This is a genomic window from Streptomyces sp. NPDC047000 (genome assembly GCF_040644295.1).
Classification (GTDB): Bacteria; Actinomycetota; Actinomycetes; order Streptomycetales; family Streptomycetaceae; genus Streptomyces.
Map to the genome: position 1 here is coordinate 143478 of NZ_JBEYWE010000012.1, position 13545 is coordinate 157022.

At 71.2% G+C, this 13545-nt stretch carries 11 protein-coding genes and 1 riboswitch; all 11 genes read left to right on the top strand.

What is annotated here, in order from left to right:
* Positions 1-11 precede the first annotated feature (11 nt).
* The 11 genes from ABZ862_RS20615 to ABZ862_RS20665 all read left to right on the top strand — a co-directional run bounded on the left by ABZ862_RS20615 (position 12) and on the right by ABZ862_RS20665 (position 13465).
* A complete protein-coding gene (locus ABZ862_RS20615; RefSeq protein WP_360960047.1) occupies positions 12-662 on the top strand; it encodes a SurA N-terminal domain-containing protein in 651 nt (216 codons plus the stop codon).
* A 115-nt stretch (positions 663-777) separates the two neighbouring features.
* The gene (locus ABZ862_RS20620; RefSeq protein ID WP_360960049.1) at positions 778-1806 is read left to right on the top strand and encodes a nucleoside triphosphate pyrophosphohydrolase; all 1029 of its coding nucleotides are present in this window, start codon (positions 778-780) and stop codon (positions 1804-1806) included.
* 275 nt (positions 1807-2081) lie between these two features.
* Entirely contained in the window at positions 2082-3323 is a 1242-nt protein-coding gene (locus ABZ862_RS20625; protein ID WP_360960051.1) for a cytochrome P450, read from the top strand.
* A gap of 199 nt (positions 3324-3522) precedes the next feature.
* The gene (locus tag ABZ862_RS20630; protein ID WP_360960053.1) at positions 3523-4599 is read left to right on the top strand and encodes a transglycosylase family protein; all 1077 of its coding nucleotides are present in this window, start codon (positions 3523-3525) and stop codon (positions 4597-4599) included.
* A 199-nt stretch (positions 4600-4798) separates the two neighbouring features.
* A riboswitch (cyclic di-AMP (ydaO/yuaA leader) is annotated at positions 4799-4970 on the top strand.
* Positions 4971-4973: 3 nt separating this feature from the next.
* On the top strand, positions 4974-5696 hold the full coding sequence (locus tag ABZ862_RS20635; protein ID WP_360960055.1) for a transglycosylase family protein: 723 nt from the start codon (positions 4974-4976) through the stop codon (positions 5694-5696).
* A 378-nt stretch (positions 5697-6074) separates the two neighbouring features.
* On the top strand, positions 6075-7355 hold the full coding sequence (gene eno / locus ABZ862_RS20640) for a phosphopyruvate hydratase (protein WP_360960057.1): 1281 nt from the start codon (positions 6075-6077) through the stop codon (positions 7353-7355).
* A gap of 156 nt (positions 7356-7511) precedes the next feature.
* Positions 7512-7988 (top strand): septum formation initiator family protein, encoded by a 477-nt coding sequence (locus ABZ862_RS20645; RefSeq protein WP_360960059.1) that lies wholly within the window; start codon positions 7512-7514, stop codon positions 7986-7988.
* A gap of 130 nt (positions 7989-8118) precedes the next feature.
* The gene (locus ABZ862_RS20650; RefSeq protein ID WP_360960061.1) at positions 8119-8637 is read left to right on the top strand and encodes a DUF501 domain-containing protein; all 519 of its coding nucleotides are present in this window, start codon (positions 8119-8121) and stop codon (positions 8635-8637) included.
* A 342-nt stretch (positions 8638-8979) separates the two neighbouring features.
* Entirely contained in the window at positions 8980-9921 is a 942-nt protein-coding gene (locus ABZ862_RS20655; RefSeq protein ID WP_360960063.1) for a Ppx/GppA phosphatase family protein, read from the top strand.
* Positions 9922-10373: 452 nt separating this feature from the next.
* The gene (locus tag ABZ862_RS20660; protein ID WP_360960065.1) at positions 10374-11762 is read left to right on the top strand and encodes an NAD(P)/FAD-dependent oxidoreductase; all 1389 of its coding nucleotides are present in this window, start codon (positions 10374-10376) and stop codon (positions 11760-11762) included.
* 389 nt (positions 11763-12151) lie between these two features.
* Complete coding sequence (locus ABZ862_RS20665) at positions 12152-13465, top strand: cyclopropane-fatty-acyl-phospholipid synthase family protein (protein WP_360960067.1); 1314 nt, start codon at positions 12152-12154, stop codon at positions 13463-13465.
* Positions 13466-13545: the final 80 nt, after the last annotated feature.

The window sequence follows — 13545 nt, forward strand, 5'->3', positions numbered from 1 at the left end:
GGGAGGTTTCCTTGCACCGCCGCCGTCGTTCCGCGCTCGTCCTGTCCGCCGCACTCCTCGCGGCGGCGCCGCTGCTCACCGCCTGCGGTGACGACTCGCACCCCGGTGCGGCGGCCGTCGTGGGGGGCAGGCGGATCACCGAGGGGCAGCTCCAGACCCGGGTCAACGAGGTGCGCGCGGCGCAGCGGGCGGCGGTGACGGACGACGCGCAGTACCAGCAGGTGCTCGCCAGTTCCGGCAGCCTCACCCGCGACACGCTGCACGAGATGATCCTCGACAAGGTGCTGCACAAGGCCGCGGGGACCGCGGGCGTGTCCGTCACCCGCAAGGAGGTGCAGCAGCTGCGCACCAGCCTGGAGCAGCAGGCGGGCGGCTCCAAGGCGCTGGAGACGGTCTGGCTGCAGCGCTACGGCATCGCCCCCGCGCGCCTCGACGACAATCTCCGCCTCCAGCTCGAGGCCCAGAAGCTCGCCACGACACTGGGCACCGACACCAGCCAGCCCGTCTTCTGGAAGGCCCTGTCGTCGGCGTCCAGGGAACTCCGGGTCGACCTCAACCCGCGCTACGGCGCCTGGGACGTCCAGAAGAGCAGCCGCGTCGACGCCAAGACCCCGTGGGTACGGGACGTCACGACGACGGCCTCGCAGCAGTCGGCGACCTGAGACCGCAGGCCGCTCCGCCTCCGAAGCCGACCGATGCGGTCCTACGATCACATCGACATCTCGGGGCTGTGGACAACGCCGGAGGTGATCCGGCGGGGTGCGTTACGTTCGGAGCGTGAACACCACCAGCCCCGAAGCCGCTCCCGGCCGTATCCTCCTGCTCACCACGAGCCACCGCGTCGCCCCCGGACTGCTGTCCTGGCCCGCCTGGCAGGCGCTGCGCTCCGCCGACCGTGTCCTGTGCGCGGACGGCGCCCATCCGCAGCTGCCGTATCTGCGTGAGGCCGGCATCACGGTCGACGAGGCCGCACCGGGCGCCGAGCAGCTCGTCGACGCCTGCGCGGGCGGCCGTACCGTCGTGGTGGTGGCCACCGGGGAGGGCGAGCCCGCGCTCACCGACGGACTGGCCCGCCTCGCCGGGTCCGGCCGGGTGCGGATGCCGGAGCTGGAACTGCTGCCCGCCTCCTACGACCTCCCGGGCGCGCGCCTGCTCGACCTCGTCCAGGTCATGGACCGCATCCGCGCCGAATGCCCCTGGTCCTCCCGGCAGACCCACCGGGGGCTGGCCAAGTACGGCATCGAAGAGGCGTACGAGCTCGTCGAGGCGATCGAGGCCGGTGACCGCGCGGAACTGCGCGAGGAACTCGGCGACGTGCTGCTCCAGGTCGTCTTCCACGCCCGGATAGCGGAGGAGGACCCGGAGGCGCCGTTCTCCGTCGACGACGTCGCGGCCGGCATCGTCACCAAGCTGATCCACCGCCACCCGCATGTCTTCGGCGACGAGAGGGCCGAGACCCCGGAGGACGTCAAGGCGCACTGGCTGCGCACCAAGGCGGAGGAGAAGCGCCGCACCTCCGTCACGGAGGGCGTCCCGCTGGGCCAGCCCGGCCTCGCCCTCGCCGCGAAGCTGGTCTCCCGTGCCCGCACGGCCGGCCTCGACGTCCCGCTGCCCCGGGGCGAGGGCATCGGCTACGAACTCCTGGCCCTGGCGGCACGCGCCGAGGCGGAGGGAGTGGACCCGGAAACGGCCCTGCGAGCGGCGGCCCGCGCATACCGCGACGCGATCCGCACGGCAGAACACACTCCGACCCCCGACGGCCCGCCGCACGGCTCTCATGCCGTGCCGGATAACGTCGGGGAGTGACCGACCAGCCCAGCTCACCGACCCCGGCTCCGCAAGGCGAACCGGCCGTGGCACCGTCGCCCACCGAGACACCCGCCCCGCCCGAAGCCCCGGCCCCGCCCCGGCACCCGTCCAAGGCTCCCGCCGGGCCTGGGGTCGAGGCTCCTGTCGGGCCTGGGGTCGAGGCTCCTGTCGGGCCTGGGGCCGAAGTCCCTGCCGGGTCTGGCGCCGAAGCCCCTGTCGGGCCCGCGGCCGAAGCTCCCGTCCGGCCCGCCGCCGAGGCGTCCGCGGCCGGGTTGTTCTCCTGGGAGTTCGCCGCCGATCCCTATCCCGCCTACGCCTGGCTGCGGGAGAACGAACCCGTCCGGTGGACCGAGTTGCCCAGTGGGGTGGAGGCATGGCTGGTCACCCGGTACGCCGACGCGCGGCAGGCGCTCGCCGATCCCCGGTTGTCCAAGAACCCGGAGCACCACGACGAACCGGCCCACGCCAGGGGCCGGACGGGGATCCCGGGGGAGCGCAAGGCGGAGCTGATGACGCATCTGCTGAACATCGACCCGCCGGACCACACCCGGCTGCGGCGGCTGGTCAGCAAGGCGTTCACCCCGCGCCGGGTCGCCGAGTTCGCTCCGAGGGTGCAGGAGCTGACGGACCGGCTGATCGACGCCTTCGCCCGGCAGGGCAGCGCCGACCTCATCCACGAGTTCGCGTTCCCGCTCCCCATCTACGCCATCTGCGATCTGCTCGGCGTACCGCGCGAGGACCAGGACGACTTCCGGGACTGGGCGGGCATGATGATCCGCCACGGCGGCGGCCCGCGCGGCGGGGTGGCGCGGTCGGTGAAGAAGATGCGCGGCTACCTCGCCGAACTGATCCACAGAAAGAGGGAGTTGCTGCCCGACGAGCCCGACGCGGGAGAGGACCTCCTGTCGGGCCTCATCCGGGCCTCGGACCACGGTGAGCACCTCACCGAGAACGAGGTCGCGGCGATGGCGTTCATCCTGCTGTTCGCCGGCTTCGAGACCACCGTCAACCTCATCGGCAACGGCGTGTACGCCCTCCTCACCCACCCGGGGGAGCGGCGCCGGCTCCAGGAGTCCCTCGCGCGCGGCGAACGGGCGCTGCTGGAGAACGGCGTCGAGGAACTCCTGCGGTACGACGGCCCGGTGGAGATCGCGACATGGCGGTTCGCCACGCGGCCGCTCACGATCGGCGGTCAGGGCATCGCTGCAGGTGATCCCGTGTTGGTGGTGCTCGCGGCGGCCGACCGGGACCCCGCGAGGTTCGCGGAACCGGACGTGCTCGACCTCGCCCGGAGTGACATGCAACACCTCGGGTACGGCCACGGCATCCACTACTGCCTGGGGGCGCCACTCGCCCGGGTCGAGGGGCAGACCGCGCTCGGCACCCTGCTGACCCGGCTGCCGGACCTGGAACTCGCGTCGGATTCAGCCGATTTGCGGTGGCGTGGCGGGCTCATCATGCGTGGACTGCGTAGCTTGCCCGTGGAGTTCACCTCCGTCGCACCCGTCCGGTAATCCACCGGATCGAAAATTTCGACTGACCGCACCCTTACCAAAAGGTGACATTCCCTCAACTCTGTGATCTTCACGTGATCTGCGTGGCATTAACTTGTGATGAGTGATCGACTGTCGCTACGTTCGACCGTCAGCACGGCAACACACCCCAGCTCCAAACGCCGCGCTGGTCACTGCTGTCTCGTGAAAGGGCCCCGCTATGCTCTCCGGGAACGGTCGACACCGTCGCCCCCGCCAGGCCCCGGCCATCCTCGTCGCGGCCGGAGTGACAGGCTCCGCCATCGCCATCCCGCTCCTCGGCGCCGCGAGCGCACACGCGGCCGACGGCACCACATGGGACAAGGTCGCCGAGTGCGAGAGCGACGGCGCCTGGAGTGCCGACATCGGCAACGGGCGTTACGGCGGCCTCCAGATCACGCAGGCCGACTGGGAGAAGTACGGCGGTCTCGACTACGCCGCGCGCCCCGACCAGGCCAGCCGCCAGCAGCAGATAGCCGTCGCCGAGAAGATCCTGGCGGACCAGGGTCCCGGCGCGTGGGCCTCCTGTGCCGCGCTGTCCGGGCTGACCAAGGACTCGGGCAGTGCGGCGGTCGACACGGGTGTCGCGGGAGACGGCTCGTCGTCGAGCGGCTCCACGTCGGACGACTCCCAGTCCGGTGGGTCCGGTTCCACCGGTTCATCGGATTCCTCCGATTCGTCGGACTCGTCCGGGTCTTCCGACTCTTCCGGTTCGTCGGACTCCTCCGACGTCCCGGTCAGTTCCGGTCTGGCGGACACCTCCACCGGCAACTCGTCCACCTCGGACACCGGGTCGTCCACGTCCTCCGACGCGAAGGACGGCAACGGCAAGTCGGGCACGTCCGATTCGTCCGGCTCCTCCGGTGCGACGGGTTCCACGGGCTCCGGCTCCACCGGCTCGCAGTCCCCGACCGCTTCCCCCACGGAGTCGCCCGCCGGTGAGTCGGCCGACGACTCCTGGCAGACCGGCGGCACTTCGACGCTGGTCGACACCGGTGCCCTCGGCTCAGGACGGCACCGCGGCGTCAGCGCCGACGACGGCAGCGAGGGCGGCCTCTCCAGCGACTCCACCGGCGGCCGGCACGCCTCGGCGGCCGACGACACGTACACCGTCCGCACCGGGGACAGTCTCGTCTCCATCGCCGACGCCCTGGACCTCGACGGAGGCTGGCGCCACCTCTACGCCATGAACAAGAAGACCGTCGGGTCCGATCCGGACAGCATCACGGCTGGTCAGACTCTGGAGATCGGGTCCTAAACGGTCGAAAACGAGCGGTAGTTGATGCACCGTTTCGTTGGCTAATGTCCGCTTTGGTGAAAGTGTGGGATGAGTCTCAGAAGCCCTGATCGTCTTTGATATTCCGCCGGTTCCGTGTCTACGGTCGATGCCGCCCGGCACCCCGGGCCCCGGCCGTCGCCAACGCCGAGTCCTGCCAGTGGCGGTCCGGGAACAGTCGTCGCGTCAAGCGCCGTAGGCAGGAGCGGGGGACCCAAGGTAAGTGCCGGGCCCGGCGGTAACGCGCCGGATCCGGCTTGGGGTGAAGTCGTGCCTTCCCAGGGAGGTGTGACCGGGCAACTCAACCGGCCCGAACCCGACAGCTCACCTCGCAGGCGTCGGTGAGGGGATACTCCATGCTGTTTTCCGGCAAGGGCAAGCACCGTCGTCCGTCCAAGGCCACCCGTGCCGTCGCCGTCGTCGGTGTCACCGGCGTCGCGATAGCCACCCCGCTGCTGGCCACCTCCGCCGCCTCCGCCGCCACCGCCTCCCAGTGGGACACCGTCGCCCGGTGCGAGTCGGGCGGCAACTGGGCCATCAACACGGGCAACGGCTACTACGGCGGCCTGCAGTTCTCCGCCTCCACCTGGGCCGCGTACGGCGGCACGGCGTACGCCTCCACCGCCGACAAGGCGTCCAAGGCCCAGCAGATCGCCATCGCCGAGAAGGTCCTCGCCTCGCAGGGCAAGGGTGCCTGGCCGGTCTGCGGCAGGGGCCTGTCCGGCGCCTCCTACAACGGCGGCACGGCGTCGTCCTCCGGGTCGTCGAGCTCCTCCGGTTCGTCGGGCTCCTCCGGCTCCACGGCCACCAAGCGCGCGGCGGAGAAGCCGGCCGCCTCCCGGTCCGCCCAGCGTCCGGCCGCCGGGAAGTCCGGCGGGAACAGGACCGTCACCACCCCGACCGGCACGAAGGTCAAGAAGGGCGACGGCGAGTACAAGGTCGTCAAGGGCGACACGCTCAGCTCCATCGCCCAGGAACACCACGTCAAGGGCGGCTGGCAGAAGGTGTTCAAGCTCAACAAGGGCATCGTCCAGCAGGCCGACCTCATCTACCCCGGCCAGCAGCTGCACCTGAAGTGACAGCCCGGGGCCGCCTGGACCACAGGCCCCTCACAGTCGCGGCCTCCATCATGGCGGAGGCCGCGGCCCCCGCGGCGGAGGCCCGGTGAGGGTCTCCGTCCCCCGACTCCCCGCTCCGGCGCGTGTTCCCCCGTACGCGCCGGGGCGGGGTCCGGCGTTTTCCGGGCGCGTTTCCGGGCGCGTTTTTGGGCTGCTGTTCACCTCCACTTTGTTCCGCAGTGGAACAATTGGGTACCGTCTGACCCAGTCCATGGGTCGGTCGGTCGGCTGGCCGACTGCCCGGAGACCGTTAGGCTCTAGTCGCAAGGCTCCATCATGGCCGCCAAGGCCCACGTGCACCCCGCACCACATGCGTCACATTCCTAGAAGGAGATGCTCGTGCCGTCCATCGACGTCGTCGTAGCCCGGGAAATCCTGGACTCCCGAGGCAATCCCACGGTCGAGGTCGAGGTCGGCCTCGACGACGGCAGCACGGGTCGTGCCGCCGTCCCGTCCGGCGCCTCCACCGGTGCCTTCGAGGCCATCGAGCTTCGCGACGAAGACCCGAGCCGCTACCTGGGCAAGGGTGTCGAGAAGGCCGTCCTCGCCGTCATCGAGCAGATCGGCCCGGAGCTGGTCGGCTACGACGCCACCGAGCAGCGCCTGATCGACCAGGCGATGATGGACCTGGACGCCACCGACAACAAGGGCTCGCTCGGCGCCAACGCCATCCTCGGCGTCTCGCTCGCCGTCGCCCACGCCGCGTCCGAGGCCAGCGACCTCCCGCTCTTCCGCTACCTGGGCGGCCCCAACGCGCACCTGCTGCCGGTGCCGATGATGAACATCCTGAACGGCGGCTCGCACGCCGACTCCAACGTGGACATCCAGGAGTTCATGATCGCCCCGATCGGCGCGGAGTCCTTCTCCGAGGCCCTGCGCTGGGGTGCCGAGGTCTACCACACCCTCAAGAAGGTCCTGAAGAGCAAGGGCCTGGCCACCGGCCTCGGCGACGAGGGCGGCTTCGCCCCGAACCTGGGCTCCAACCGTGAGGCCCTCGACCTGATCCTCGAGGCCATCAAGGAAGCCGGTTACACCCCCGGCCAGCAGATCGGCCTCGCGCTCGACGTCGCCGCCTCCGAGTTCTACAAGGACGGCAAGTACCTCTTCGAGGGCAAGGAGCGCTCCGCCGCCGAGATGACGGAGTACTACGCCGAGCTCGTCGCGGCGTACCCGCTCGTCTCCATCGAGGACCCGCTGTTCGAGGACGACTGGGCCGGCTGGAAGGTCATCACCGACAAGCTCGGTGACAAGGTCCAGCTGGTCGGTGACGACCTGTTCGTCACCAACCCGGAGCGCCTGGCCCGCGGTATCGAGGAGGGCAGCGCCAACGCCCTGCTGGTGAAGGTGAACCAGATCGGTTCGCTCACCGAGACCCTCGACGCCGTCGAGATGGCCCAGCGCAACGGCTACAAGTGCATGATGTCCCACCGCTCCGGCGAGACCGAGGACGTCACGATCGCCGACCTGGCCGTCGCCACCAACTGCGGCCAGATCAAGACCGGTGCCCCGGCCCGCTCCGAGCGCGTCGCCAAGTACAACCAGCTGCTGCGCATCGAGGAGATCCTCGACGACGCCGCGGTGTACGCCGGCCGCAGCGCCTTCCCGCGCTTCAAGGGCTGACCCGGCCGAGGTCGAACCTCAGCCAGTCGCACGTACGTCCCCGTACGCGGTCCCGTACCGTGTCCGGGGACGTACGTGCGTGTGGCGTGTGCGCGGGTGCGTACGGCGGCGCGCGGGACGCTGTGACGGCGTCCGACGGAACGGGAGGCGGGGACCATGGCCGTGAAGAACCGGGACCGGTTCTCCACCGCGACCAGACTGCGGCTGCTGGGCGAGCAGACCGCCGCCCGGGTCTACCGCTCCCAGACCAAACGCCAGGCCCGCCGCTCCCGGCTCACCGGCCGCGCCGCCCTCCTCGCCCTCGTCGTGTGCACCCTCGTGGTCGCGCTCGCCTACCCCATAAGGCAGTACGTCTCCCAGCGTGCCGAGATCGCCGACCTCCAGCGGCAGAAGCGGGAGGCGGCGGCGCGCGTGGAGCAGCTGCGCGACCTCAAGGCGCGCTGGCAGGACGACGCGTACGCCGAACAGCAGATCCGCGAACGGCTGCACTACGTGATGCCGGGCGAGACCGGCTACGTCGTGATCGACCCGGGCGTGGCCCAGCAGTCCCACGCGCAGCAGGGGGCCGCCGACCGGTCCTGGTACGCGAGCATGTGGGACGGGGTGGACCGGGCGGACGCCGCCGGACGGTGACGCGCGGGCCTGCGACGGCCGCGATGACGGCGGCGACGGCGCGGACGCGGCCGTTCGTCGCGCCCGGCGGCTGCCGGTAGCGTTTCAGGGCGACCCGTAGCGCATCTCAGCGACCGACAGAAAGACACGCATGGACACGCCCCCGCCGCCCACCCCGCGCGCCGAACCCACCGACGCGGACGTCGAAGCCTTCAAGCAGCAGCTCGGGCGCCCCCCGCGCGGCCTGCGCGCCATCGCGCACCGGTGCCCGTGCGGGCAGCCGGACGTCGTCGAGACCGCGCCCCGGCTGCCCGACGGCACGCCGTTCCCGACCCTCTACTACCTCACCTGCCCGCGTGCCGCCTCCGCGATCGGCACGCTGGAGGCGGAGGGCGTGATGAAGGAGATGACCGAGCGGCTGCTGACGGACCCGGAGCTGGCCGCGGCGTACCGCTCCGCGCACGAGGACTACATCCGGCGGCGGGACGCGATCGAGGAGCTGACCGGCTTCCCGAGCGCCGGAGGGATGCCGGACCGGGTGAAGTGCCTGCACGTCCTGGTCGCGCACTCGCTGGCGGCGGGACCCGGTGTGAATCCGCTGGGGGACGAGGCGATCGCGATGCTGCCGGAGTGGTGGCGGAAGGGCGCATGCGTGACGACGGAGGGCTGACCCCGCCCGCGCCGCACCCCGGCCCCCGCCGTCGGTCCCTGGGCCCGTGCCGGTCCCCGGGCCCACGTCGGCCCTCGGACCCCAGGGGCTTGCCGGTCCTCGGAACCCCGGCCCCCGGATCTCGGACCCCCGGACCTCGGACCCCGAGCCGTGCCCCGGGCCCGGCTTTGGGGCCGTGCTCCCGGATCGCTCGACCTCCGTACCCCCGGACCTCCAGATCACCGGACACCCCCACCGTCGGTCCCGGGGCCCCGCCCCCAGGCACTTCCGACTCTCGAGCCCCCGCTTTCGCACTCCGACCCCGGGCCTCGGCCCCCGTCGACCGTTGTTAAGGAACGCTTCATGACCCGTGTCGCCGCCGTCGACTGCGGTACCAACTCCATCCGGCTGCTCGTCGCCGATGCCGACCCCGTCACCGGGGAACTCGTCGAGCTGGACCGGCGGATGAACATCGTCCGGCTGGGGCAGGGGGTCGACCGGACCGGTCGGCTCGCCCCCGAGGCGCTGGAGCGGACCTTCGCCGCCTGCCGTGAGTACGCGGCCGTCATCAAGGAACTCGGCGCCGAGCGGGTCCGTTTCGTCGCCACTTCCGCCTCCCGCGACGCCGAGAACCGGGACGAGTTCGTGCGGGGCGTGCTGGACGTCCTCGGCGTCGAGCCCGAGGTGATCAGCGGGGAGCAGGAGGCCGAACTGTCCTTCACGGGCGCCACCAAGGAGCTCACCGGAGCCGACGGCCTGGCCCGCCCCTATCTGGTGGTGGACATCGGCGGCGGCTCCACCGAGTTCGTGGTCGGTGACGACCGGGTGCGTGCCGCGCGCTCCGTGGACGTGGGCTGCGTCCGGATGACCGAGCGGCACCTGGTCCGCGACGGCGTCGTCACCGACCCGCCCGCCGAGGCGCAGATCGCCGTGCTGCGCGCCGACATCGACGCCGCCCTCGACCGCGTCGAGGAGACGGTCCCGCTGCACGAGGCGCGCACCCTCGTCGGTCTCGCCGGCTCCGTCACCACGGTGTCGGCGATCGCCCTGGACCTCCCCGCCTACGACTCCGCCGCCATCCACCACTCCCGTCTCCCCTACGACCGGGTGCACGAGATCACGGAGTGGCTGCTGCGCTCCACGCACGCCGAACGCGCGGCGATCGGCGCCATGCATCCCGGCCGGGTGGATGTGATCGCCGCCGGGGCCCTCGTCCTCCTGTCGGTCATGGAGCGGACCGGGGCCCGGGAGGTCGTGGTCAGCGAGCACGACATCCTCGACGGCATCGCCTGGTCGGTGGCCTGACGGCCCCTCACCACCGGTTGCGGGTACCGGCTGGTAGCCTCCGCTGAGCAGGTCCGGCGACGTATGAGCGGGTCGGAGGCGGCCCGTCAGGGCCCCGTGGACGGGTCGCCGGGAAAGTTCGTGAAGTTCTTCACAAGGAAAACGGGCGTGATGCTCGCCGGAAGGGGCCCGAGGGGCCCTTCCGGGGGCTCAACGTCCCGGTGAACATGTTCAACAATGCGCCGGCAGGGTCCGGTGGGTATGCCGTCCGCAGGCGGATCCGGGGTTGCCGACAGGGTTTCGAAGGTGAGGACGAGCAGCTCACACGGCATTGACAACGGTCCGAACCGCCCCTGAGAACCCTCCGGGTGATACGTCCGGATCGGGAGGGTCGCGGAGTTTAACATAGGGCCTGTCGGACCTTGTGAAGGGCCTCACGAACTACCCCCCAGGGCCAGGTGGATACTCGATGCATGAGCACCACGGAGCGTCCCAGGATCCTCGTAGTAGGCGGTGGGTACGTAGGCCTGTACGCAGCTCGACGCATTCTCAAGAAGATGCGCTACGGCGAGGCGACCGTCACGGTCGTCGACCCGCGCTCGTACATGACCTACCAGCCCTTCCTCCCCGAAGCCGCCGCCGGCAACATCTCCCCTCGCCACGTCGTCGTCCCGTTGCGGCGCGTGCTGCCGAAGGCGGAGGTGCTCACCGGCCGGGTCACCAGCATCGACCAGGACCGCAAGGTCGCGTCGATCTCCCCGCTCGTCGGTGAGTCGTACGAGCTGCCCTTCGACTACCTGGTCATCGCGATGGGCGCGGTCTCCCGTACCTTCCCGATCCCCGGCCTCGCCGAACAGGGCATCGGCATGAAGGGCATCGAGGAGTCCATCGGGCTGCGCAACCACGTCATCGAGCAGCTCGACAAGGCCGACTCCACGACCGACGAGGACATCCGCCGCAAGGCGCTCACCTTCGTCTTCGTCGGCGGTGGCTTCGCGGGAGCGGAGACCATCGGCGAGGTCGAGGACATGGCCCGCGACGCGGCCAAGTACTACACCAACGTGTCCCGTGACGACATGCGCTTCGTCCTCGTCGACGCCGCCGACAAGATCCTGCCGGAGGTCGGCCCCCAGCTCGGCCAGTACGGCAAGGAGCACCTGGAGAGCCGCGGCGTGGAGATCTACCTCTCCACCTCCATGGACTCCTGCGTCGACGGCCACGTCGTCCTGAAGAACGGCCTGGAGGTCGACTCCAACACGGTCGTGTGGACGGCCGGTGTGAAGCCCAACCCGGTGCTCGCCGAGTTCGGCCTGCCGCTGGGCCCGCGCGGTCACGTCGACTGCACGCCCACCCTCCAGGTCCAGGGCACCGACTACATCTGGGCCGCCGGCGACAACGCCCAGGTGCCCGACGTCGCCGCCCGCAAGGCCGGGGTCGAGAACGCCTGGTGCCCGCCGAACGCCCAGCACGCGCTGCGCCAGGCCAGGGTCCTCGGCGACAACGTCATCTCCGGACTGCGGGGCTTCCCGCAGAAGGAGTACAGCCACTCCAACAAGGGCGCGGTGGCGGGCCTCGGCCTCCACAAGGGCGTGGCGATGATCGTCTTCGGCAAGATGCGGATCAAGCTCAAGGGCCGTGTCGCCTGGTACATGCACCGCACCTACCACGGCTTCGCGATGCCCACCTGGAACCGCAAGATCCGGGTCTTCGCCGACTGGACCCTCGCGATGTTCCTCAAGCGCGAGGTCGTCTCCCTCGGCGCGATGCAGCACCCGCGCGAGGAGTTCTACGCCGCCGCCCGGCCCAAGCCGGCCGTCGCCGCCGCCCCGGTCAAGACGGAGGAGAAGGCCAAGGCCTCCTGAGCCCACCGGTTCCGCCGCCCAGGCGCCCCCGGTCCGGCCGGACCCGCGATCCTGCCGTCCTGCCACCCGCAGATCCGGCCACCCGCAGATCCCACCGTCCCGTTGTTCCTGCCGTTCCTGCCGTCCTGCCACTCCCGCCGAACCCCCGGTCGCAGACCCGGTCCGGTCCGGTCCCGTTCGAAGGGCCTCCCGCCATCCGTGGTGCGGGAGGCCCTTCGGCGTTCTCCGGGCCGTGGTCCATTCGGCTTTTTTGGAGATCCGTGACGCGGCTCGGGGACTGCGGCGGGGCCCCGCAGGTGTTTACGTGGTGCTGGACATTCCGAGACTTCCCTCCCCACGACCCCGGCAGCCCGCCGGGTCGGAGGATGCCCCCTTCGGAGGTGTGCGCCATGACCGACGCCGCGCCGCGGCTGAAACACCTGCTCGAACAGCTGCTGGGAGCCCCCCTCCCGTTGCGCGTCCGGGCTTGGGACGGTTCGCAGGCGGGCCCACCGGACGCGCCGACCCTCGTCGTACGCCGCCGCCGGGCCCTGCGCCGACTGCTGTGGAAGCCGGGCGAACTGGGCCTGGCCCGCGCCTGGGTGGCTGGCGACCTGGGCATCGAGGGCGACCTCTACACCGCCCTCGACCTGATCTCCGGCTCCGTGTGGGAGCGCGGCGACGACACCAGGACCACCCTCCAGGCCCTGCGCGACCCGGAGTTCCGTGCCGCGCTGCGCGGCTTCGCCCGACTCGCCGGACTGCCGCTGGCACTGCTGCCGCCCGCCCCGCCCGCCGAGGAGTCCCGCGACCGCCCGGGCCACCGCCCCCGCCACACCCGCCGCACCGACCGGCGCGCCATCAGCCACCACTACGACGTCGGCAACGACTTCTACGAACTCGTCCTAGGCCCGTCCATGGTGTACTCCTGCGCCTACTGGCCCGCCCCGCCGCCCGCCGCCACCCTCGAGGACGCCCAGCGCGACAAACTCGAACTGGTCTGCCGCAAACTGGGCCTGACCCCCGGCCAACACCTCCTCGACGTCGGCTGCGGCTGGGGCTCCCTGGCCGTCCACGCCGCCCGTGAGCACGGCGTGCGGGTCACCGGCATCACCCTCTCCCGGGAACAGGCCGCCTACGCCCGTAAGCGCGTCGCCGACGCCGGACTCACCGACCGCGTCGAGATCCGCGTCCAGGACTACCGGGACGTCACCGACGGCCCCTACGACGCCATCTCCTCCATCGGCATGGCCGAACACGTCGGCGCCGAACGCTATCTGGAGTACGCGACCCTCCTGCACGGCCTGCTGCGCCCCGGCGGCCGGCTCCTCAACCACCAGATCGCCCGCCGCCCGCAACGCGACGAGACGACGTACCACGTCGACGAGTTCATCGACGCCTACGTCTTCCCGGACGGCGAACTCGCCCCGATCGGCGGCACCGTCACCCAACTGGAGCGGGCCGGGTTCGAGGTGCGCGACGTCGAGTCGATCCGCGAGCACTACGCCCTCACCCTGCGCAGCTGGGTCACCCGCCTGGAGGACGGCTGGGAGCAGGCCGTACGGCTCACCAGCCCCGCCCGCGCCCGCGTCTGGCGGCTCTACATGGCCGCCTCCGCCGTCGCCTTCGAACGGGGCCGCATCGGCGTCAACCAGGTCCTCGCCGTCCGCGCCACCACCGACGGCACCTCCGGAATACAACTGCGCACCCGCACCTGGAACTAGCTCTCCCGGCTCTCCCACGGTGCCGGCACGCCGGGGGCCCCGCTCCTTCCGGAACGGGGCCCCCGGCACGACGTACGTGC